We start from the raw sequence: 20969 nt of genomic DNA on the forward strand, positions 1-20969 counted from the left end.
TCAGCGGGTACGAACGCCGTCGGCGAGCTCGGCGGACAGCGCGCGCACCGCCTCCGGACCCTCCGCGGCCTTGGTGACCAGGGCGGAACCCACGATCACCGCGTCGGCGAAGCCCGCGACCTCGGCGGCCTGCTCGCCGGAACGGACACCGAGGCCGACGCCGATCGGCAGTTCGGTGTGCGCCCGCGTGCGACGCACCAGCTCGGCCGCCTGCCCGCCCACGCTGTCCCTGGCTCCGGTGACACCCATGACCGCGGTGGCGTAAACGAAGCCCGAGCAGGCCCGCACGGTGTAGTCGATCCGCTCCTCCGAGGACGAGGGCGCCACCAGGAAGATCCGGTCCAGCCCGTGCGCGGTGGACGCCGCCATCCAGTCCCCTGCCTCGTCCGGGGTCAGGTCCGGGGTGATCATGCCGAGCCCGCCCGCCGCGGCAAGGTCGCGGGCGAAGGCGTCCGCCCCGTAGCGGCGCACCGGGTTCCAGTACGTCATCACCACGGCGCGGCCCCCGCGGGCCGACACCGACTCCACCACCTCGAACAGGTGCTTCAGCCGGAAACCGGCGGTGAGCGCGGCATCGGCGGCGGCCTGGATGGTCGGGCCGTCCATCACCGGGTCCGAGTACGGCACGCCGACCTCGACCAGGTCGGCCCCGCCGTCGATCATCGCGGCGAGCAGGTCCTTCGAGCCGGCCACCGTCGGGTACCCGGCTGGCAGGTAGCCCACCAGCGCGCCGCGATCCTCCGCGCGGGTCTGCTTGAACAGCTCATCCAGCCCCGGACCGCGCTCGCTCACAACTTCTCCTCGTCCACCAGCTCGAAGTACCGGGCCGCGGTGTCCACGTCCTTGTCCCCCCGGCCGGAGAGGCTGACCAGGATATGCGCCCCGGAACCGAGCTCCCGCCCCAGCTTCAGCGCCCCGGCGAGGGCGTGCGCCGACTCGATCGCCGGGATGATCCCCTCGGTGCGGGACAGCAACTGGAAGGCGTCCATCGCCTCGGCGTCGGTGACCGCGCGGTACTCGGCGCGGCCGGTGTCCTTGAGCCAGGAGTGCTCCGGCCCCACCCCGGGATAGTCCAGCCCGGCCGAGATCGAGTACGCCTCGATGGTCTGCCCGTCCTCGTCCTGCAGCAGGTAGGACAGCGCGCCGTGCAGCGTGCCAGGGGTGCCCTCGGTCAGGGTGGCACCGTGCTCCCCGCTGTCCACGCCCTTGCCACCGGGCTCGAACCCGACCAGCCGGACATCGGGGTCGTCGATGAAGCCGTGGAAGATACCGATCGCGTTGGAACCGCCACCGACACAGGCCGTCACGGCGTCCGGCAACCGGCCGGTCAGCTCGAGGATCTGCTCCCGGGCCTCCTCGCCGATCACCTTGTGGAAATTGCGCACCATCAACGGGAACGGATGCGCGCCCGCCGCGGTGCCCAGCAGGTAGTGGGTGGTGTCCACATTGGTCACCCAGTCCCGCAACGCCTCGTTGATCGCGTCCTTGAGCGTGCGTGACCCGGTGTTCACCGGGACGACCTCCGCCCCGAGCAGCCGCATCCTGGCCACGTTCAGCGCCTGCCGCTCGGTGTCCACCTCGCCCATGTAGACCACGCAGTCGAGGTCGAGCAGGGCGCAGGCGGTCGCGGTGGCCACCCCGTGCTGCCCGGCGCCGGTCTCGGCGATGACCCGCTTCTTGCCCATCCGCTTGGTGAGCAGCGCCTGGCCCAGCACGTTGTTGATCTTGTGCGAGCCGGTGTGGTTGAGATCCTCCCGCTTCAGGAAGATCCGCGCCCCGCCCGCGTGCTCGGCGAACCGTGGCGCCTCGGTGAGCAGCGAGGGCCTGCCGGCGTACCCGGAGAGCAGGCGGGCGAACTCCGCGGTGAACTCCGGGTCGATCCGCGCCTTGTCGTACTCGGCAGCCAGCTCGTCCAGCGCCCCGATCAACGCCTCCGGCATGAACCGTCCGCCGTACGGCCCGAAATGGCCGCGCTCGTCCGGGTCGTGCTCATCGTGCGGGGCCGAGCACGACGCGGCGCGGGGTGGTGTGTCCTCGCTCACCGGCTCGGCCTCGGGCAGGCCGGATGCGAGCCGGCGGTGACCAGTTTCACCAGTGCGCCCTTCGGATCGTCCGTGGCGACCAGGCCCTCACCGACCAGTACCGCGTCCGCGCCGTGCCCGGCATAGGCCATCAGGTCCCCCGGTCCGCGCACACCGGACTCGGCGATCTTGAGCACCTCCATCGGCAGCCCGGGAGCCAGCCGGGAGAAGACGTCCCGGTCCACCTCGAGGGTGTGCAGGTTGCGGGCGTTGATGCCGATCACCCGCGCGCCCGCCTCCAGCGCCCGGTCCGCCTCCTCGGCGTTGTGCACCTCGACCAGCGCGGTCATGCCAAGGGACTCGACCCGGTCCAGCAACGACACCAGCGCGTTCTGCTCCAGCGCGGCCACGATCAGCAACACCATGTCCGCACCGTGCATCCTGGCCTCGTGCACCTGGTACGGGCTGACGATGAAGTCCTTGCGCAGCAAGGGAACGTCCACCGCGGCACGCACCGCGTCGAAGTCGGCCAGCGACCCACCGAAGCGGCGCTGCTCGGTGAGCACACTGATCACCTTGGCGCCGGCTTCCTCGTAGTCCTTCGCCAGCGCGGCCGGGTCGGTGATCTGGGCGAGGTCGCCCTTGGACGGGCTGCGCCGCTTGACCTCGGCGATCACCCCGATGGCCGGGTCGTGCAGGGCCGCCATCGCGTCCCGAGGCGCGGGCGCCTCGGCGGCGCGGCGCTTCAGCTCGTCGAACGGCAGGGCCGCTTCCCGCTCGGCGAGGTCGGCCCGGACGTCCGCGACGATGTCTTCGAGAACGCTCACCGGCATGCCTCACCGGCGGTCGCGTTCACTCGTTCACTCGCAAGGTGGCTCACAAAAACCTTCCCCTTCCCGCCGAAATGATGCTAACCCGCGCGGACGGCCACGCGGGTGGCGGGTCGAGACTTTCAGTGCCTGTTCCCAAACGCGCGGCACGACCGGCTCGGCCGGGCTCCGACTCCGTCACCATTCGTCACCTTCGCAAGTTGTACGCCCGGCCTCGCCGCTCGTGGGCTGTCGCCGCGCGCGTTCTTTCGCTCACCCCGAGCAGCCGAGGACGGCTCCAGAGCGGGCTCTCAGCGACCCGCGGTGGGATCCCGGCCGTCGGAGAGTGCATCCCATAGATCGTAATCGTGTTCCACGGCCGAACGTTTCGCCGCGGGGGCGGAGTATTTGGCGCCCATCCGCGGCATCCGCGTGGCACCGCGCAGGCCGAGCACACCGGCCACCACGACCAGCAGGCCACCGCATGCGGCCAGCCCGTGTCCGGCGTAGATTTCCGCGATTTCCGCTCCGGGGACGCCGTCCGGGTAACCGTCCGTGCGCAGACCGTTCACCGCCACCCAGCAGGCCGCGAGTCCGGCGAGGACGAGCGCGCCCCCGAGCACACGTCGCGGCCAGCCGCCGGTCGCTACCATTCCGGCCACCCCGGCCAGCGCCAGTACCGCAAGCGGAACCAGCGCCCCCGCTGCCTGCGCACCGGTTTCGGTGTGCAGCACGGTTCCCCGCACCCCTGCGGCCCGGTGCTCGGCGAACCAGGTGAGCCGGGAAGCTCCCCACAGCGCGGCGGCGCCCAGCAGCAGACCGGCCACGACAGTCCATAGTAGACGTTTTCCGGCGGTCGTCGCGGCGGAACGTGCCGGATCAGACACCGGCCGTGTCCGTATCCGGTTCCAGTGCCGCAGCAGGCGCCATCGTCGCGGCCGCGGCCACGGCGGACAGCACCGTGCGCGCCTTGTTCAGGGACTCGGTGTCCTCGTAGGCGGCATCGGAGTCGGCGACGACCCCGCCACCGGCCTGCACGTAGGCGGTCCCCTCGCGCATCAGCGCGGTGCGGATGGCGATCGCGGTGTCCGCGTCGCCCGCGAAGTCGAGATACCCCACCACGCCACCGTAGAGCGCGCGGCGGGTGGGTTCGAGTTCCTCGATCAGCTCCATGGCCCGCACCTTGGGCGCCCCAGAAAGGGTTCCCGCGGGGAAGCAGGCGAGCACCGCGTCGAAGGCGGTCCTGCCATCGGCCAGCTCGCCGGTGACCGTGGACACGATGTGCATCACATGGCTGTAGCGCTCGATCTGGAAGAAGTCCACCACGTGCACGCTGCCCGGCTCGCAGACCTTGCCGAGGTCGTTGCGGCCGAGGTCGACCAGCATCAGATGCTCGGAACGCTCCTTGTCGTCGGCGAGCAGCCCCTTGGCCAGCTGGGCGTCCTCGTCCGGGTCGGCGCCACGCCAGCGCGTGCCCGCGATCGGGTGCGTGCTCGCCTTCCCGTCCCGAACGGTGACCAGCGACTCCGGGCTGGAGCCGACGATGTCGAAGCCGTCCATCCGCAGCAGGTACATGTACGGACTCGGGTTGGAGGTGCGCAGCACCCGGTAGACGTCCAGCGGGTCGGCCCCGGTGCGCATCTCGAACCGTTGCGAGGGCACGATCTGGAACGCTTCACCGGCGTGGATGGCTTCCACCGCCTTGTGCACGGCCGCGTGGAACTCCGCCTCGCTGCGCCTGCGGGTGAACTCCGGCGCCGGGCGGTCGAACACCGCGTTACTGGCCGGGGCCGGCTCGGCGAGCTGCCCGGTCATCCGGTCCAGCCTGCGCACGGCGTCGTCGTAGGCCGCGTCCACCCGCTCCGGGGAGTCGTCCCAGTTCACCGCGTTCGCGATCAGCGTGACGGTGCCCTCGTGGTGGTCGAAGGCGGCCAGGTCGGTGGCCAGCAGCATGGTCAGCTCGGGGATGTCGATGTCCCGCTCGGCCAGCTCGGGCAGCCGCTCCACCCAGCGCACGGCGTCGTAGCCGATGTAGCCGACCATGCCGCCGGTGAGCGGGGGCATGCCCGGCAGCGGCTCGGTGTGCAGCAGCTCGATGGTCTCCCGCAGCACGGAGAGCGGATCGCCCTCGGTTGGCAATCCGGCCACCGGGGTGCCGGTCCACACCGCCCTGCCGTCCCGTACGGTCAGCGCCGCCGGGCTGTGCACCCCGATGAAGGACCAGCGCGACCAGGACTTGCCGTTCTCGGCAGACTCGAGCAGGAAGGTGCCCGGACGGTCGCCTGCCAGCCTGCGGTAGAGCGAGAGCGGGGTGTCGGCGTCGGCGAGCAGCCGCCGCACCACGGGGATCACCCTGCGCCCCTCGGCCAGCAGGCGGAACTCGCTCCTGCTCGGGCTGACCGCGCCGAGCCCGGCCTTGCGGAGCACACCGGCCGCGGTGCCGGCGGATGGGGAATCGACCATGGCGTTCATTGTGCCGCTCGGCCCGCCGCGGGGCCTGGGCGGCCGCCATCCGCTCAATTCATGTGACGTTGAATTATTGCCCGGCAGAGGTCATCATAGGGACATGAGCTCCGCCAGTGAAACCACACCTGCCAAGCGCCGGGGCAGGCGGCCGGCAGGCCAGGACACCCGCGCCGCCCTGCTGGAGGCCGCCCGCGCGGTCTTCGCCGAGTCCGGCTACGAGGGCGCGACCGTGCGCGGGATCGCCACCAAGGCCGGGGTGGACGCGGCGATGGTGAACCACTGGTTCGGCAGCAAGGAGGGCCTGTTCGCGCAGGCGGTGCTGGAACTGCCGTTCAACCCGGCCGAGCTGCTGGACAGCCTGCTGAGCGGCCCGGTGGAGGAGCTGAGCGAGCGGATCGTGCGGACCTTCCTGACCCGCTGGGACGAGAGCGGCGGCGGGATGTTCGCGGCGCTGGTGCGCAGTGTCGCCGGGCACGAGCAGGTGGCCCAGGTGCTGCGCGAGTTCTTCCTCAACCACCTGTTCAACCGGCTCGCCGACAAGGTCGGTGGCGAGGACGCCCAGTTCCGGGCGACGCTGTGCGCGTCCCAGATCATCGGCATGGGCATGATCCGCTACGTGGCCCGGTTCGAGCCGCTGGCCTCGACCGACATCGAGACCATGGTCACCGCCGTGGCCCCCACCCTGCAGCGCTACCTCACCGGTTCCATCAGCTGACCGGTCAGTCCTGGGTGAGCAGGAGGCGGTCGGCGGTGTCGAAGCAGGTGCGGGCGCCGGTGTGGCAGGCGGGCCCGGTCTGGTCCACGCGCACCAGCAGGGTGTCGCCGTCGCAGTCGATGCGGACCTCGCGCACGTGCTGGGTGTGTCCCGAGGTCTCCCCCTTCACCCACAGGCGCTGCCTGCTGCGTGAGTAGTAGGTGGCCTGCCGGGTGGTGAGGGTGCGTTCCAGCGCCTCGTCGTCCATCCACGCCACCATCAGCACCTCGGCGGTTGCGTGCTCGACGACCACGGCGCAGACCAGCCCGTCCGGGGTGCGCTTGAGCCGCTCCGCCACGGCGGGGTCGAGGCTCATGCCCGGTCCTCCCCCAGCACGTAGCGCCGCATCGGCAGGGAGTTCAGCAGCACCCCGGAGTAGATGTACCCGCCTGCCGCCAGGATCGAGAACAGCTTCACCCACAGCATCGCGGCCACCAGCAGGGCGAACACGTGCACTATGGCGAACACGACCACCACCACGTACCCGGCGATCCGGAAGAAAGGGCTGCCCCTGCCGATGCCCGCGGCCACGATCCCGCCGAACAGCAGGCTGGTCAGCGGGATCATCAGCCCCCGCCCGGTGGCATCGGCCGAGACCATCATGAACAGCACCAGCAGCGTGTACACCACCGGAACGCCGACCAGCAGCGCCATGGTCACCTTCACCTCGGTGGGCGCCTGCCTGCCGCGCGCGCTGAGCTTCATCGGACCTCGACACCCCCCGCCCGCAGCGCCGACTTGACCTCGCCGATCTTCAGCTCACCGAAGTGGAACACGCTGGCGGCCAGCACGGCGTCCGCCCCGGCGCGCACCGCGGGCAGGAAGTGCTGCACCGCGCCCGCGCCGCCGCTGGCGATCACCGGAACCCGCACCGCGGCCCGCACCAGCCGGATCAGCTCCAGGTCGAACCCGGCCTTGGTGCCGTCGGCGTCCATCGAGTTCAACAGGATCTCGCCGACCCCGAGCTCCTCGCCACGGGCGGCCCACTCGATCGCGTCGATGCCGGTGCCCCTGCGCCCGCCGTGCGTGGTCACCTCGAACCCGGACGCGGTCGGCTGCCCGCCCTCGGGCACCCGGCGAGCGTCCACCGAGAGCACGACGCACTGTGCGCCGAACCGCTGGGATGCCTCCCGCAGCAGCTCCGGCCTGGCGATCGCGGCGGTGTTGATGCTCGCCTTGTCCGCCCCGGCCCGCAGCAGCCGGTTCACGTCCTCGGCGCTGCGCACCCCGCCACCCACGGTCAGCGGGATGAACACCTGCTCCGCCGTGCGGCGGACCACCTCGTAGGTGGTCTCCCGGTCCCCGGAGGAGGCCGTGACGTCCAGGAAGGTCAGCTCATCGGCACCCTCGGCGTCATAGGCGCGCGCCAGCTCCACCGGATCGCCCGCGTCCCGCAGGCCGGTGAAGTTGACGCCCTTCACCACCCGGCCCGCGTCGACATCCAGGCACGGAATCACTCTCACCGCGACGGACATGCCCGTCAGCGTACGGGGCGGCGGGCGGAGGGCGTCACCCGGCGAACAGCACCGCGCGGCCCACCGCCACCAGGTCGGTTGCCACGCCGGGGCGGGCGCGCAGCGGTGCGCGGCGGGTCACGTCGTTCACGATCATGATCACGGCCTGGACCACCACCCGCGCCTGGCCCGCGTCCAGCGCGCGGACCTCGCGCAGCAGCCGTACCCACTCCTCGATGCCGGCGCGCTGGATCCGGCGGAACCTGCCGGCCTCCTCCGGCGGGAGGTGGACGCTCTCGCTGACCAGGGTGCCGATCAGGTCAGGGTGCCGCAGGGTGACCGCCACGTAGTAACGCAGCAACAGCTCGAGGCATTCGGCCGCGGTGCCGCCCTCGGCCAGTGAGCGCGCGGTGTAGTGCCGGGTCCACTCCGCTCCCCGCTCCAGCACCGCGGCGAGGATCTCGGCCTTGCCGCCGAAATGGTGGTACACGCTCGGGCCGGTGATACCCGCCGCGAGGCCGATCTCCTCGATCCCCACCGCCGGGTAACCGCGCTGGTGGAACAGCCGGGTGGCCACCGCGATCACCCGCTCCCGCCGGCCGCCGTCCACCTGCTCGGGCGCGGTGGCGGCGGGTGGCCAGGGCTCCGGCGGCCATGGGGAGGTCGCCAGCGCGGCGGTGATCGAGGTGACCAGCAGTGCCTCGAGCTCGGCCCGCGGCAGCCGCACCGAGTGGTGCGAGGGGCTGCCCAGCACCGAGAGCGCGCACCAGCCGAGGAACTCGGCGTCCTCGCGGCGCAGTTCCGGCCGCGTCATCCTGGCCAGCGCGGCCACCGCGGCGACGATCCTGGTCAGCCTGCGCAGCACGTCCGCGCGGTCGGCGCCGCTGAGGTTGCGCACCTCCCGCTGCCACAGGGCGGGCACGCCGCGGCGGTCCAGCGCGAGCGCGGTCAGCGTGCGCACCAGCCCGTCCAGCGTCCGCTGCTGCCCGGAAAGCGTCCGCAGCCGGGTCTCGACCAGGTCCAGCCCCTCGAACAGCACCCGCGCCAGCAGGTCCTGCTTGCTGCGGAAATGCCGGTAGATGGCGGTGGAACTGACCCCGACCTCGGCCGCGACATCGCCGAGCGAGGTGGCGTGGTAGCCGTTGTGCAGGAACAACGTCCCGGCCACCCGCAGGATCTGCTCCTTGCGGTCGCGGGGTCGCTTGGGCCGATCGGCCGTATCCGGCTGCGACACGATCGGGCGAGCGTCCACCTCCGTATTGTCCAGCCGCCGCCGATCGGGCCTCAAGCACACCTTCGGGGCACGGCAGGATACGACGTTCGGCCGTTCCGGTGGCCCGGTTGATCTTCTAGCGTGCCCGGCATGTGGGGACGGCGGCTGACCGCGGCGATGATCGGTGTGGCCGGTGTACTCACCATGCTGGCCTCGACCCTGAGCGCCCCGGCGGCGCAGGCCGGGCCCCGGCAGGCACGGGTGGTGCCGATCCAGGTCACCGGTGACCCGGCCAAGCGGTTCAACCTGGTGATCCTCGGGGACGGCTACACCGCGGCCGAGTTGCCGGAGTTCCGCGAGCATGTGAACCAGCACCTGAACGTGCTGTGGACGATCGAGCCGTTCACCTCCTACCGCAACTACCTCAACGTGTACGCGGTGGAGATCGGCTCGGCCGAGTCCGGCGTGGACTGTGATCCCGGGCTGGACGCGCCGCGCAGGGACACCCCGCTGAACATGGGTTTCTGGGACGGCTGCAACCCGGCCAGCGTGCAGCGCCTGCTCACCGTGGACCACGCGGCGGCTACCCGGTACGCGGACCTGGTCGAGGGCACCACGGAGGCCAACCGGCAGCTACTGGCCATCGGCAACAGCGACACCTACGGCGGCGCGGGCGGGGCCTTCGCGACGGCCTCCGGAGGCAACGCGCTGTCCTCCCTGATCACCCCGCACGAGCTGGGCCACTCGCTTGGCGGGCTGCAGGACGAGTACGACTACTACCAGCGTGGCGTGCGCGGCGGGACCTACTCCGGCGGCGAGCCGGGCTCGGTGCACCACACCCTGCTCACCGCGGAGCAGATGCGTGCGCGGCGGGCCAAGTGGTGGCGCTGGCTCGGCGAGCCGAGCGAGTCCGGCGGGGTCATCGGCGCCTACGAAGGCGGTCTCTACAGCAGCCGGGGCGTGTGGCGGCCGAGCAGGCACTCGATGATGAAGTCGCTGGGCTACTACTTCGACCAGGTGTCAAGGGAGCGGATGACCCAGCGGATCTCGGCGAAGGTGAACATCCTCGCCGACGCCACGCCCGCGGCCGAGCCGATCGGTGCCGACCGGGTGGTCTGGGTGGAGACCCTGCATCCGGCCGGGCACGAACTGGACGTCACCTGGACCCTGGACGGCACCGCGCTGCCCACCGGCAACGCGCGCAGCCTTGACCTCGCCGAGCTGGACCTCGCCCCTGGCAGGCACACCCTGACCGCGACCGTGGTCGATCCGACCGGGTTCGTGCGCGACCCGGCGATCCGGTCCTCGCCCGCGCTGACCCGCAGCCGCAGCTGGACCGTGGACACCGCACTGCGCACGCCGCCGGAGCCGACCCCGGCGGCGTTCACCGGATCCACCCCCACCGGTGAACCGGTGGGCGCGCGGGAGGTGGTGCATGTGGACACCACCCATCCGCCCACCCGGCGCCTGCACGTCGAGTGGACCCTGGACGGGCGGCCGGTGCCCAACCCCGGCAACGACCTCGGCCTCGATCTGGCCGGGCTGTCCCTGGATCCCGGTGCGCACACGGTCACCGCCAGGGTATCCGGACCGGACGGTTCGGATAGTCGCATATGGACTGTCGACGCCACCGATCCGGCGGCGGGATACCGGCTTTCCGAACCGGTGCTGACCGTGCGCAAGCCGGGCAAGCCGGCGGAGTACATCTTCAACGGCCCGTTCACCATGGAGCTCACTGCCCGCGACGACACCGAGGGGCACGTGGTGCGCGAGTTCCGCACCGACGGCGACGGTTGGTACAACTACTTCGGCTGGCCCACCGACCCGGACGCGCCGTTCCGGTTCACCGCCGAGGGCACGGTGATCGACGACCTGGTGTACGGCAAGCTCGGCACGCCGCGACTGGTGCCATGGGACGAGGTACCGCCCGGCTACGGCAGGCACACCATCGAGTACCGGGCGATCGACCCGGCAGGCAACCGGGGCGAGCCGGGCGAGTTCGTGGTCACCCTGCTGCCCGAGCCACCGGCCTGCACCGCCACCATCACCGGAAGGCACGCCGGGCCGCTGCGGGTGTCCTCCGGGGTGACCTGCCTGGACGGGGCGCGGGTGGCCGGCCCGGTCACGGTCGGTCCGGGAGCTTCCCTGGTCGCCACCGACGCCACGATCACCGGCCCGATGCGGGCCTCCGGCGCGGGCAGCGTGCAACTGCTGCGCACCGCGGTGCGCGGCCCGGTCCGGCTGAGCGAAGGCACCGGGGACGTCACCGTGATCGGCAGCAGGCTGTTCGGCCCGGTGGCGCTGACCGGCAACCGGGAGCCGGTGCTGGCGGGCAGCACCGTCGTGGGCCCGCTGCACTGTGCGGGCAACGACCCCGCCCCGGACACCCTGCGGGCGCCCAACACCCTTTCCGGCCCGGCCACCGGCCAGTGCACCGGCCTGGGCTGAGTCCGCGGGCCCACCCTGCGCAGGTCGTTCGATCTACGATGGTCCGATGGGAGCAGAACTCGATCGGCTGGCTGCCGAAAAGTACCTGGTGCTCACGACGTTCCGGAAGAACGGGGCCGCGGTACCCACCCCGGTGTGGGCCGCGAGGGACGGGGACGAACTGGTGGTGTGGAGCGCGCGCAAGGCAGGCAAGGTCAAGCGCATCCGTAACAGCGGCAGGGTGGAGGTGACCGCCTGCGACGCGCGGGGCAAGCGCACGCACGGCAAGACCGTGCCCGGCACCGCGCGGCTGCTGGACGAGGAGGGCAGCCAGCGGGCGCGGGACACCATCAAGCGCAAGTACGGCCTGGTGGGGCACGTGAGCATGTTCTTCAGCGAGCTGCGCGGCAAGGACCGCACGATCGGCATCGCCGTGGCACTGGCGGAGTGACCCGCGCTCAGGCCTCAGCGACCGCGGCGAGGGCCTCGGGCAGGGTGAAGGCGCCCGCGTAGAGGGCTTTGCCCACGATGGCACCCTCCACCCCGTCCCTAGCAAGGGTGGCCAGCGCGCGCAGATCGTCCACACTGGATACCCCGCCGGAGGCGATCACGGCGGCGTCGGTGCGTGCGGTGACCTCGCGCAGCAGGTCCAGGTTCGGGCCACCCAGGGTGCCGTCCTTGCTCACATCGGTCACCACGTACCGCTGTGCCCCGTCGGCATCCAGCCGGTCCAGCACCTCCCACAGGTCCCCGCCGTCCCTGGTCCAGCCGCGGGCGGCGAGCCGGTGGCCCGCCTCGGTGATCCGCACGTCCAGCCCGATCGCCACCCGGTCGCCATGCGTGGCCACGACCTTGGCGCTCCACTCCGGGTCCTCCAGCGCCGCGGTACCCAGGTTCACCCTGCGGGCGCCGGTGGCCAGCGCGGCGGCCAGCGAGTCGTCGTCCCGGATACCGCCGGACAGCTCGACCTGCACGTCCAGCTTGCCGACCACCTCGGCCAGCAGCTCGCGGTTGCTGCCGCGGCCGAAGGCGGCGTCCAGGTCGACCAGATGGACCCACTCCGCGCCGTCCCGCTGCCAGGCGAGCGCGGCCTCCAGCGGCGCGCCGTAGGTGGTCTCGGTGCCGGCCTCGCCCTGGACGAGGCGGACGGCCTGGCCGTCGGCCACGTCGACGGCTGGAAGGAGGGTGAACGTCACGGGGCCACTATAGGAGCCGCCCCGCCGGGCTGCTCACAGGGTGCGCAGCCAGTTCGCCAGCACCTGGGCACCCTCGTCCCCGGACTTCTCCGGGTGGAACTGGGTGGCCCACAGCGGCCCGTTCTCCACCGCAGCGACGAAGTCCTCGCCGTGGTGCGCCCAGGTGACCTTCGGCTGGCGGCCGGGCAGCCCGGAGTCCAGCTCCCAGCTGCGTGCGGCGTAGGAGTGCACGAAGTAGAACCGGGCGCCTGCCTCCAACCCGGCGAACAGCTCGGTGTCCGCCGGGGCACGCACGGTGTTCCAGCCCATATGCGGCAGCACCTCGGCGTGCAACCGGTCCACCGTGCCCGGCCACTCGCCGGTGCCCTCGGTCTGGACGCCGTGTTCCACCCCGCGCTCGAACAGGATCTGCATGCCGACGCAGATACCGAGCACCGGGCGGCCACCGGCCAGCCGCTTGCCGATGATCTTCTCGCCGCCGACCTCGAGCAGCCCTTTCATGCAGGCGGCGAAGGCGCCCACCCCTGGCACCACCAGGCCGTCCGCCCTCAGTGCCGCATGCGGGTCCGCCGTCACCTCGACCTCGGCACCGGCACGCCGCACGGCGCGCTCGGCGGAACGCAGGTTTCCGGAGCCGTAGTCCAGGATCACGACGGAAGTCACCCCCTCAGCCTAGGCCACTCGCCCGCCGGGGCCTGCGGAGCAGGGGCAGGGCGGCCACGGCGAGGGCACCGAGGATGGCGAAGGCGACGCCGAAGCTGGTCCCGGCGACCACGGCGCCGACGGCGACCGCGCCGAGGCCCTGGCCCGCGTCGAAGGCGACGTTCCACACCATGCTGGCCGCCCCGGCCGGGGACCGGTGGAACATCACCACGAGGGAGTCGTTCTGCACCACGCCGAACCCCGCGCCGAACACGGCCACCGCGAGGATCGCCAGCGGCGCGTTCGCGGTGGCGGCGGCGAAGCCGAGCAGGCCAACCGCCACGGTCACCAGCGCCGGTGGCAGCATCCGGCCCGCGGCCGTCATCCTGCTGCCCACCAGCCCGGCGAGCCATCGGCCCACCATCGCGGTACCGGCCACCAGCAGCAGGGCGATCGCGCCGGAGCCACCGAGCACCACGGGCAGGAAGGTGGCCAGCGCGCCGTAGCCCACCGAGCCGAGCAGCATCACCACCCACGGCCGCCAGGTCAGCGCCACTGTGGACAGCCATCGGGTGCGCTCGCCGTCGCGGGGGAAGACCCTCGGCAGCAGCGCGACCCCGATCATGCTGGCGACCGGGAGCCCGGCGGCGATCAGGAAGACCGGCCGGAACCCCCAGTCCTGCGCCAGCCACGCGCCCGCGGGGAGACAGACCAGCTGCGGCAGCCCGGTGGCGAGGCCGTAGAGACCGGAGCCACCGGCGAGGGCGTCCTTCGGCAGCAGTTCGGCGATCAGCGCGCTGCCGCAGACGGTCACCAGGCCGAAGCCCACGCCGCGGGCCAGGGAGATGGCCAGCACCGCCAAAGCGGATTCGGTCACCGGCAGCAGCAGCGCGGGCACGCCGAGCAGTCCCGTGCCCAGCAGCAGCGCGGGTTTGTAGCCGTACAGGCGAACCGCGGTCGGCACCGTGAGCTGGGCGAGCACCGTGCTCGCCATGAACACCCCGGTGGTCGCGCCGGCAACGGCCTCGCTGCCGCCGCCCGCGATCACCCACAGTGGCAGGACCGGCAACAGCAGTGAGAAGCCGCTCATCATCGCCACCGTGGCGATCAGCAGCAGCCGGAAGTCACGGTGACGAAGCGGGGACACCTGTCCTTTCTAGCGCGCCCGGCCTGCCGCTCGTGGACGTGGGCGGCAAACTCGGGTGTACGCGGGGAGCAAACTCGGGTACGGGAACGGCAAACTCGTGCGCGTGGCGGGCAAACACGCGCGCGTGGGCGGCAAACACGATCTGGTCGGTGGTCAGCTGAGGAAGGCGCGGATGGTGCCCGCGAGGGAAGCCTCGTCCAGGCCGTGGGCCCGGTCGTGATCGGACATGGTGCCGTACAGCCGGACCTCACGGTCCCGGCGCACGCCGAGGGAGCGCAGGCGGTGCGGGGTGGCGGCCAGTGCCTCGGTGACGAGGTGGGCGGAGGTGCCCGCGAGGTAGGGCTCCACCAGCACCACATCGGCGGGGCCGGAGCCGACGGCGGCGCGCAGCCCGGCCGCGTCGAAGGGGCGGATGGTCGCCGCGTACAGCACGGTGACGTCCAGGCCCGCGGTCGCCGCGAGCACCCGGTCCAGCATCGGGCCGACCGCGAGTACCACGCCGGCACCACCCCGGCGGATCACCTGGAATCCGGTGCCGTGGTGGGGTTCGGCGTTCACCGCCGCGGACAGCCGCAGGTACACGGTGCCGGTACCGGGCAGCGCCGCCAGCAGCAGCCTGCGTGCCTCCTCCGGATGCCCAGGCACGTGCACGGTCCACCCGGGAACCGTGTCGAGCAGCGCGACGTCGGCCGGCGACTGATGGGTACGGCCTTCGGTGGACATGTCGTAGGAGGCGCCGGAGGACACCAGCACGGCGCCGGCGCCCTGATGGGTCAGGTCCAGCTTGATCTGCTCGTAAGGGCGTTCCACCAGGAAGGACGGGAAGGTGTGCGCCACCGGCCGCATTCCGGACAGTGACAGCCCGCCGGTGACGCCGATCAGCAGCTGCTCCCGGATGCCGACGTTGATCACCCGGTCCGGGTGCCGGTGGGCGGCGTGCTCGAGCTGGGCCGCCGAGATGTCGGCCAGCACCACGGCCAGCCGGGGGTCGGCGTCCAGCTGCGCGCCGATGGTGGACAGGAAGGTCTCGCGCATGGTCTGCATGGCCTCAATCCCTCGGTTCGACGGTGGCCACCACGGCCAGTGGTCGCGGTGGGTGTGCCGCGGTGAACGCCCGGTACAGCGCCTCGTGGTCGCGGCCGTCCACGGTGCGGGTCTCCCAGCCCTCCACGGCGAACCGCCGTCCGATCCCGCCGGGCCAGCCGTGCGTCGCGGAGTCGTTGTCGATCACCACGGCGGTCAGCCGCTCCAGCGCGGCACGGCCGGCCAGCGCGATCGCCTCGTGGTTGGAGCCCTCGTCCAGTTCGGCGTCGCCGAGCAGCACCACCACCCGCGAGCCGGTCAACCGCTGGACCCGCAGGCCGAGCGCGGTGCCGACGGCCAGTGGCAGGCCGTGCCCCAGCGAGCCGCTGCCGATCTCCACCCCGGGCACCAGGGTGCCGTCGGGATGCGTGCCGAGCCGGGACTCCGCCGAGGTCCAGCCGGTGAGCTCGGCCGGGTCGATGAAGCCCTTCGCGGCCAGCACGGCGTAGTAGGCCATCGGCCCATGGCCCTTGGACAGCAGGAAACGGTCCCGCGCGGGATCTCCTGCGGTCTCCGGGGTCACGTTGAGCACCCGGTCGTAGAGCACCCAGAGCACATCCAATGTGGAGGTCGCCGCCGCGGTGTGTTTCTCGTCACCGGTCAGCTGCGACATCAGGCCGGGCAGGTCGGCGAAGCCCGGCGATCGCGGGGCAGGTGTCGGAGTGGTCGTCGGAGTGGTCGTCGGAGTAGTCATGGACTTCACGGTGCAACCTCGACTTAGGTTGAAGTCAAGGTAGGCTGGTGCCGTGACGAAGCTTGCCGACCACCTCAGCATCGGCCAGGTCGCGCAGCGCAGTGGCGTACCGCACACCGCGCTGCGCTTCTACGAGGACCGGGGCCTCATCTTCGCCGAGCGTTCCGCCGGCAACCAGCGCCGCTATCCCCGCTCGGTGCTGCGCCGGATCGCCTTCATCCGCGCGGCCCAGCGGGTCGGGCTCAGCCTGGAGGAGATCAGCGAGGCCCTTTCGACGCTGCCGCGCGACCACGCGCCGACCAAGGCCGACTGGACCCGGCTGTCCAGGAACTGGCAAGCCGAGCTGGACGCGAGAATCGACGCGCTGCAGCGGCTGCGCGACCGGCTGACCGGATGCGTGGGTTGCGGCTGCCTGTCCCTGCGCGCCTGCTCGCTGCACAACACCGAGGACCATATGGCCCGTTTCGGCTCCGGCGCCCGATTACTCAAACCGGCCGCCGAGGGCGGCCAGTAATCCGCCATTCACCGGCGCTCCACAAAAACGCCGGAAACATCACCGCACGTTGATCGGTGCCCTGGTTCACATCGTGGACCCGTTGCTTTTTGTCGGACTACCTGAATAGTCTTCAGCTACCCTACGGGGAAACCCCACGGCAGCGGCCGGGACGCAAACCCTGCACGTAAACAAAACGCAAATAATAGCCGCCGCCTGTCCGCACGGGGCCCTACGGACACCGATGTCCGAATTGTTCTCGATTGCAGCAGTTCCCTACTTTCGGTGGAACGAGGACAACGGATGAGATTCACCGAGATTTCCGACTACCAGGTCCGGCCGGGACGGTTGACCGAATGGCGACCGCGAGCCGAGCAGGCCGCCTGGGCAGACGACCCCAGGCCGCCCTCCTACCTGCAGGAGGCACACCTGCGCAACGCGCGCGCCCAGCGGGACAGCGGGCGGGACACCCCCACCTGGCTGGCCACCGCCTTCGAACTGCCGGGCCGGGTGGACACCGTGGCGCTGGAGTCCGCCCTGCTGGCCTGGACCGACCGGCACGAGACCCTGCGCAGCAGCCTGCGCTGCCTGCCATCCCCGCGCGGCGGCACCCGGCTGCACCGTCGCACGCTGGCCAGCGGCGCGGTGTCGATCGAGCGGAGGGTGGTCGGCGAGTTCACCCATGCCGCCGAGGTCAGCAAGCACGTCGAGGAACTGTTCGACCAGGCGACGAGCCCGCTGGACTGGCCGCCGTACGTGTTCGTGACCGTGGAGCGGGAAGAGTCCTCGACCATCTATCTCGGCCTCGATCACACCAATGTGGACGGTTACTCGATACTGCTGATCGCACACGAGATCCGGGAGCTCTACACGGCCGCCGTGGCCGGTTCCCGCGCCGAGCTGGCGGAGACCGGAAGCTACCTGGAGTTCAGCAGGCTGGAACGGGACGAGGCCAGCAGGATCGGCGACGCGCACGAGACCGTCGCCGCCTGGCGCGAGTTCGTCCGGGCCGAGGGTGGTGAACTGCCCGCGTTCCCGCTCGCGGTCGGCGGCAGGCAGGACGGGCCGGTACCGCAGCGCAGCACCTGCACCTGGCTGCTCGACCCTGGGCAGGCCGAGTCCTTCGAGGCCGCCTGCCGCAAGGGCGGCGAGAGCTTCTTCGCCGGGGTGCTCGCCTGCCTCGGCATCGCGAGCCACGAGGTCAGCGGCAGGCCGTCCTTCCGCGCACTCGCGCCGTTCCACACCCGCAGCGACGCGCAGTGGGCGACCTCGCTCGGCTGGTACATCGGGCTGATCCCGCTGCACCTGCGGGTAGCGGGCGAGGGCAACTTCCACAACCTGACCCACTCGGCCGCCGCGGCGGCCAGGGACCGCCGCCCGATGGCGAAGGTTCCCTTCGCCAGGGTATGCGAGGTACTCGACCTTCCGCTGGAACCGAGATTCGTCGTGTCCTATATGGACATGCGGCGCACACCGGGGGCGCGGGAATGGCGGGAATGGAACACCTGCGCCTTCCACAGCAGGATGACCGCCGCGGACGAGGTCTACATCTGGATCCACCGCAACCACGAAGGGGTGTACGTGACCTGCCGGTACCCGGACACCGATGCGGGAAACCGCAACGTGCTCCGTTATATCGGGCACCTGCGCAGGGTCATCGACGAGATCGCGGCCCGCGGCAGCTACGCCATCGCCGGCCTGCCCGTCATTCCCTCCGCCGATATCGCCATCCACTGGTAACGCGCGCCGGACATCGCGCGACGCGAAAGGAACACCCATCATGCTGATGACGCCGATACTCGGCTACGAGCCGAGACCCGGTCGCCTCGTCGAATGGACCCTGGACGAGCGGACCCTGACCGCGGCCGACTCCGCCCCTTCGCATCCGTCCCCGCCCTCATACGTGCAGGAACGCCACATCCGGCGGGCACTGGCCAACGAGGAGTCCGGCACGGTGCAGTCACCGTGGCTGGCCACGGTGTTCGACCTGCCAGGCAGCCTGGACATCGGCGCGATGGGTGCCGCGATCGAGAAGTGGATCCGCAGGCACCCCACGCTGCTGACCTGGTTCCGGGTGGCCGGCGACGGCCTGCAACGGCACGCCGTGCCCGCCGAGAGCCTTTCCCTGCACGCCACCGAGGTCGGCGAGTTCACCGATCCCGTTGCGATCCGGGAGCACCTGCTGGACCGGTTCGACGAGCGGACCAACCCGCTGCGCTGGCCCCCGTTCGTGTTCGGCGCGATCCTGCGCGATGAATCGTCCACTGTGTACTTCGCGGTGGACCATTCGCATTCCGACGGCTACTCGATCATCCTGGTATTCGACGAGCTGCGCAGGCTCTACCAGGCCGAGCTGGACGGCACCGAGGCCGAGCTGCCGGAAGTGGGCAGCTATGTCGATTTCTGCCAGCTGGAGCGGGAGCGCGCGGCCCGGATCACCGCGAACTCGCCCGCCGTGCACCGGTGGCTGGAGTTCTGGCTGGCAGGCGGCGGCCAGCCGCCGAGGTTCCCGTTGGATCTCGGTGTCGCCACGAACGGCAGCTACCCGGCGGTGCCGTTCGAGATCGACCTCTTCGACGCGGCCGAGGCGGAGGTGTTCGCCTCGACCTGCAAGGAGCTCGGTGGCGGTTTCTCGGCGGGACTGCTGGCCGCGATCGGCGTCACCAACCGGGAGCTGGCCGGCCAGGACGGCTACCGCGGGCTGGCCGTGGTGCACACCAGGGACGAGCCCCGCTGGGCGGCTACCCAGGGCTGGTTCATCAACCTGGTCCCGGTGCAGTTCCCGGTCGGCGACAGCTTCGGCGAGGTGATCGGGCAGGCGCAGCGGGCGTTCTCCGCCGCACGGGAGCTGGCCGGTGTCTCCGTGCATCGGGTCGCCGAGGTGGTGAGCGAAGGGCTGAACACCGGGGCCGACCCGCGTGCCGTGCTGCCGATGGTCTCCTACATCGACACCCGGGTGGCCCCGGGCTCGCCGGACTTCGAGCAGGCCGACTGCCGGGTGCTCGGCGGGCCAGGGGACGGCCACGACGTGCCGATCTGGGTCAACCGGTTGTGGCGCCGCACCTACCTGAAGGCGAGCTACCCGGACACCCCGCAGGCGCACGCGAACGTGCCGCGTTACCTGGAGCACCTGCGCGAGGTGCTGCGCGCCATCGTGCGCACCGGGGACTACCGGACCGGCGAGCTCGCGCCCACAGCCAGGGTCTAGATGCGGGTCACCACGATCGAGCACTACCGCCCGGAGCCAGGTGAGCTGATCGAGTGGTCGGCCACCCCGGCCACCCTAGCCGCGGCGGCGTCCGCGGCGAGCAGTCCGGTCCCACCCTCGTTCAACCAGCGGTTCCACCTGGACACCGCCCGCCGTCGCGGCAGCGGGCCGGGTACCTGGCTGGCGCTGTCCTTCGACCTGCCGGGCCGGGCGGACCCCGCGGCGCTGCACCGGGCTTTCGAGCAGTGGCTCGGCAGGCACGAGACCCTGCGCAGCGGCTTCCGCGAACGCGCTGGTGAGATCGAGCGATTCGTGCTACCACCCGAACACCTGGCCCTCGGCCGGGAGACCATCGGCGAGTTCCCGGCAGGGCAGGAGCTGCGGGCGTACCTGCGGCGCCGGCTGGACACGGTGTGCCGGCCACTGTCCCGGTCACAGTCCTGGCCCTCCTATCTGCTGACCGCGATCCTGCGGCCGGATCGCAGCACGGTGTTCTGCGGGTTCGATCACTGCGATGTGGACGGTTACTCGCTGGCCATCGCCGTGCACGAGCTCCAGGAGCTCTACCGGTCCGGCTCGGTCGAACCATCGGAGGCAGGCAGCTTCCTGGACTTCTGCGCCGCGGAGCAGGCCGCTCCGGTACCCGATCCCGGGCATGAGGTGGTGCGGGCCTGGGACGCGTTCCTCGCGGCCTGCGGCGAGACGCCTCCTTCCTTTCCACTGGACCTCGGGGTGGAGCCTGGGCAGCCGGTGGCCCAGGCTGCCGACTGCCGGCCGCTGCTGGATGCCGAGGGCGCAGCCGAGTTCGAACGGACCTGCCGCGCCCACGGCGGCAGCGTGTTCACCGGGGTGCTGACCGCTGTCGGCCTGGCCGCCAGGCGGTTCGGTGCGGGCGAGGTGGTCCGGCTCCTCACCCCCATGCACACCCGCACCGATCCGCGCTGGGAGCACGCCGTCGGCTGGCTCACCACGGTAGCGCCGTTGGCTCTGGACGTCCGAAGTGGACAATTTTCCGAGGCACTACCGTTGGTACACCAGGAATTCCGCGCCGCGCTGCGGCTCGGCCGTGTTCCGGTACCGCTGGTGCTCGCCGCGCTCGGACCGCGGTTCCGACGCGGTGGCGACGACGTGTTCATGGTGTCCTATACCGACTACCGGCGGTTCCAGGGCTCGGAGCGGCACGCCGAGGTGGACGCCCAGCACATCAGCAACGTCACCGTGGCCGACGACGCTCAGTTCTGGGTCTCCCGCACCCATGAGGGTCTCTTTCTCCGCTCGCGCTACCCGGGCACCCCGGTGGCCATACGGCAGATCACCGCCTTCACCGGCGCCCTCACCCGGATCCTGGCCGCGCCGGGGTGA

At 71.4% G+C, this 20969-nt stretch carries 21 protein-coding genes; 7 read left to right on the forward strand and 14 right to left on the reverse strand.

The window, feature by feature from the left end:
* From trpA to KOI47_RS25220, 5 genes are all read right to left on the reverse strand, one after another.
* Positions 1 to 792: a tryptophan synthase subunit alpha gene (gene trpA / locus KOI47_RS25200; protein ID WP_216208266.1), complete on the reverse strand. Its 792-nt coding sequence runs from the start codon at positions 790 to 792 to the stop codon at positions 1 to 3.
* Complete coding sequence (gene trpB, locus KOI47_RS25205) at positions 789 to 2060, reverse strand: tryptophan synthase subunit beta (RefSeq protein WP_408629952.1); 1272 nt, start codon at positions 2058 to 2060, stop codon at positions 789 to 791. The genes trpA and trpB overlap by 4 nt, the downstream gene beginning before the upstream one ends.
* Positions 2039 to 2848 carry an indole-3-glycerol phosphate synthase TrpC gene (trpC, locus tag KOI47_RS25210; protein WP_216208271.1) on the reverse strand — a complete coding sequence of 270 codons (810 nt, stop codon included), beginning with the start codon at positions 2846 to 2848 and terminating at the stop codon, positions 2039 to 2041. Before trpC ends, trpB begins: the two co-directional genes overlap by 22 nt.
* A gap of 293 nt (positions 2849 to 3141) precedes the next feature.
* Positions 3142 to 3657 (reverse strand): Trp biosynthesis-associated membrane protein, encoded by a 516-nt coding sequence (locus KOI47_RS25215; RefSeq protein ID WP_216208274.1) that lies wholly within the window; start codon positions 3655 to 3657, stop codon positions 3142 to 3144.
* Between the two features lie 52 nt (positions 3658 to 3709).
* Positions 3710 to 5293: an anthranilate synthase component I gene (locus KOI47_RS25220; protein WP_216208276.1), complete on the reverse strand. Its 1584-nt coding sequence runs from the start codon at positions 5291 to 5293 to the stop codon at positions 3710 to 3712.
* A 103-nt stretch (positions 5294 to 5396) separates the two neighbouring features.
* On the opposite strand from KOI47_RS25220, the gene KOI47_RS25225 reads away from it, so the two are divergent.
* On the forward strand, positions 5397 to 6011 hold the full coding sequence (locus KOI47_RS25225) for a TetR/AcrR family transcriptional regulator (RefSeq protein ID WP_216208279.1): 615 nt from the start codon (positions 5397 to 5399) through the stop codon (positions 6009 to 6011).
* Between the two features lie 4 nt (positions 6012 to 6015).
* Here KOI47_RS25225 and hisI read toward each other — a convergent pair whose 3' ends face one another.
* Genes hisI through KOI47_RS25245 form a run of 4 tightly spaced genes read right to left on the reverse strand, consistent with a single transcriptional unit; the run spans position 6016 to position 8756 of the window.
* On the reverse strand, positions 6016 to 6366 hold the full coding sequence (gene hisI / locus KOI47_RS25230; protein ID WP_216208282.1) for a phosphoribosyl-AMP cyclohydrolase: 351 nt from the start codon (positions 6364 to 6366) through the stop codon (positions 6016 to 6018).
* Positions 6363 to 6755, reverse strand: coding sequence for a hypothetical protein (locus tag KOI47_RS25235; protein WP_216208284.1), 393 nt, complete (start codon positions 6753 to 6755; stop codon positions 6363 to 6365). The genes hisI and KOI47_RS25235 overlap by 4 nt, the downstream gene beginning before the upstream one ends.
* On the reverse strand, positions 6752 to 7525 hold the full coding sequence (gene hisF / locus KOI47_RS25240; protein ID WP_216208286.1) for an imidazole glycerol phosphate synthase subunit HisF: 774 nt from the start codon (positions 7523 to 7525) through the stop codon (positions 6752 to 6754). The genes KOI47_RS25235 and hisF overlap by 4 nt, the downstream gene beginning before the upstream one ends.
* A gap of 34 nt (positions 7526 to 7559) precedes the next feature.
* Positions 7560 to 8756, reverse strand: coding sequence for a TetR/AcrR family transcriptional regulator (locus KOI47_RS25245; protein WP_216208289.1), 1197 nt, complete (start codon positions 8754 to 8756; stop codon positions 7560 to 7562).
* Between the two features lie 111 nt (positions 8757 to 8867).
* Between KOI47_RS25245 and KOI47_RS25250 the strand changes: the two genes are divergently transcribed.
* On the forward strand, positions 8868 to 11165 hold the full coding sequence (locus KOI47_RS25250; RefSeq protein WP_232376241.1) for a M64 family metallopeptidase: 2298 nt from the start codon (positions 8868 to 8870) through the stop codon (positions 11163 to 11165).
* 46 nt (positions 11166 to 11211) lie between these two features.
* Entirely contained in the window at positions 11212 to 11595 is a 384-nt protein-coding gene (locus KOI47_RS25255) for a PPOX class F420-dependent oxidoreductase (RefSeq protein WP_216208292.1), read from the forward strand.
* A gap of 7 nt (positions 11596 to 11602) precedes the next feature.
* Here KOI47_RS25255 and priA read toward each other — a convergent pair whose 3' ends face one another.
* From priA to KOI47_RS25280, 5 genes are all read right to left on the reverse strand, one after another.
* Positions 11603 to 12340, reverse strand: a complete 738-nt coding sequence (gene priA, locus KOI47_RS25260; protein WP_216208295.1) for a bifunctional 1-(5-phosphoribosyl)-5-((5-phosphoribosylamino)methylideneamino)imidazole-4-carboxamide isomerase/phosphoribosylanthranilate isomerase PriA — start codon at positions 12338 to 12340, stop codon at positions 11603 to 11605.
* A 33-nt stretch (positions 12341 to 12373) separates the two neighbouring features.
* Positions 12374 to 13003 carry an imidazole glycerol phosphate synthase subunit HisH gene (gene hisH / locus KOI47_RS25265; RefSeq protein WP_232376242.1) on the reverse strand — a complete coding sequence of 210 codons (630 nt, stop codon included), beginning with the start codon at positions 13001 to 13003 and terminating at the stop codon, positions 12374 to 12376.
* 4 nt (positions 13004 to 13007) lie between these two features.
* Entirely contained in the window at positions 13008 to 14129 is a 1122-nt protein-coding gene (locus tag KOI47_RS25270) for an MFS transporter (protein WP_232376243.1), read from the reverse strand.
* Between the two features lie 153 nt (positions 14130 to 14282).
* Entirely contained in the window at positions 14283 to 15173 is an 891-nt protein-coding gene (locus KOI47_RS25275; RefSeq protein ID WP_216208298.1) for a transketolase family protein, read from the reverse strand.
* 4 nt (positions 15174 to 15177) lie between these two features.
* A complete protein-coding gene (locus tag KOI47_RS25280; RefSeq protein WP_216208301.1) occupies positions 15178 to 15906 on the reverse strand; it encodes a thiamine pyrophosphate-dependent enzyme in 729 nt (242 codons plus the stop codon).
* Between the two features lie 52 nt (positions 15907 to 15958).
* Between KOI47_RS25280 and soxR the strand changes: the two genes are divergently transcribed.
* The 4 genes from soxR (at position 15959) to KOI47_RS25300 (ending at position 20969) form a co-directional block, all read left to right on the forward strand.
* Positions 15959 to 16420, forward strand: coding sequence for a redox-sensitive transcriptional activator SoxR (gene soxR, locus KOI47_RS25285; protein WP_216208304.1), 462 nt, complete (start codon positions 15959 to 15961; stop codon positions 16418 to 16420).
* A gap of 282 nt (positions 16421 to 16702) precedes the next feature.
* Complete coding sequence (locus KOI47_RS25290; RefSeq protein WP_216208306.1) at positions 16703 to 18139, forward strand: condensation domain-containing protein; 1437 nt, start codon at positions 16703 to 16705, stop codon at positions 18137 to 18139.
* Positions 18140 to 18179: 40 nt separating this feature from the next.
* Positions 18180 to 19607, forward strand: a complete 1428-nt coding sequence (locus KOI47_RS25295) for a condensation domain-containing protein (RefSeq protein ID WP_216208308.1) — start codon at positions 18180 to 18182, stop codon at positions 19605 to 19607.
* The gene (locus KOI47_RS25300; protein ID WP_216208311.1) at positions 19608 to 20969 is read left to right on the forward strand and encodes a condensation domain-containing protein; all 1362 of its coding nucleotides are present in this window, start codon (positions 19608 to 19610) and stop codon (positions 20967 to 20969) included.

The organism is Amycolatopsis aidingensis, from assembly GCF_018885265.1.
Taxonomy (GTDB): Bacteria; Actinomycetota; Actinomycetes; order Mycobacteriales; family Pseudonocardiaceae; genus Amycolatopsis; species Amycolatopsis aidingensis.

What these genes read in the sequence shown, in the direction of transcription:
- hisF (WP_216208286.1), bottom strand. Translation starts at nt 7,525, where the DNA reads ATGTCCGTCGCGGTGAGAGTGATTCCGTGCCTGGATGTCGACGCGGGC.
- KOI47_RS25220 (WP_216208276.1), bottom strand. Translation starts at nt 5,293, where the DNA reads ATGGTCGATTCCCCATCCGCCGGCACCGCGGCCGGTGTGCTCCGCAAG.
- KOI47_RS25255 (WP_216208292.1), top strand. Translation starts at nt 11,212, where the DNA reads ATGGGAGCAGAACTCGATCGGCTGGCTGCCGAAAAGTACCTGGTGCTC.
- KOI47_RS25250 (WP_232376241.1), top strand. Translation starts at nt 8,868, where the DNA reads ATGTGGGGACGGCGGCTGACCGCGGCGATGATCGGTGTGGCCGGTGTA.
- KOI47_RS25235 (WP_216208284.1), bottom strand. Translation starts at nt 6,755, where the DNA reads ATGAAGCTCAGCGCGCGCGGCAGGCAGGCGCCCACCGAGGTGAAGGTG.
- KOI47_RS25300 (WP_216208311.1), top strand. Translation starts at nt 19,608, where the DNA reads ATGCGGGTCACCACGATCGAGCACTACCGCCCGGAGCCAGGTGAGCTG.
- hisI (WP_216208282.1), bottom strand. Translation starts at nt 6,366, where the DNA reads ATGAGCCTCGACCCCGCCGTGGCGGAGCGGCTCAAGCGCACCCCGGAC.
- KOI47_RS25290 (WP_216208306.1), top strand. Translation starts at nt 16,703, where the DNA reads ATGAGATTCACCGAGATTTCCGACTACCAGGTCCGGCCGGGACGGTTG.
- KOI47_RS25295 (WP_216208308.1), top strand. Translation starts at nt 18,180, where the DNA reads ATGCTGATGACGCCGATACTCGGCTACGAGCCGAGACCCGGTCGCCTC.
- KOI47_RS25280 (WP_216208301.1), bottom strand. Translation starts at nt 15,906, where the DNA reads ATGACTACTCCGACGACCACTCCGACGACCACTCCGACACCTGCCCCG.
- KOI47_RS25275 (WP_216208298.1), bottom strand. Translation starts at nt 15,173, where the DNA reads ATGCAGACCATGCGCGAGACCTTCCTGTCCACCATCGGCGCGCAGCTG.
- KOI47_RS25225 (WP_216208279.1), top strand. Translation starts at nt 5,397, where the DNA reads ATGAGCTCCGCCAGTGAAACCACACCTGCCAAGCGCCGGGGCAGGCGG.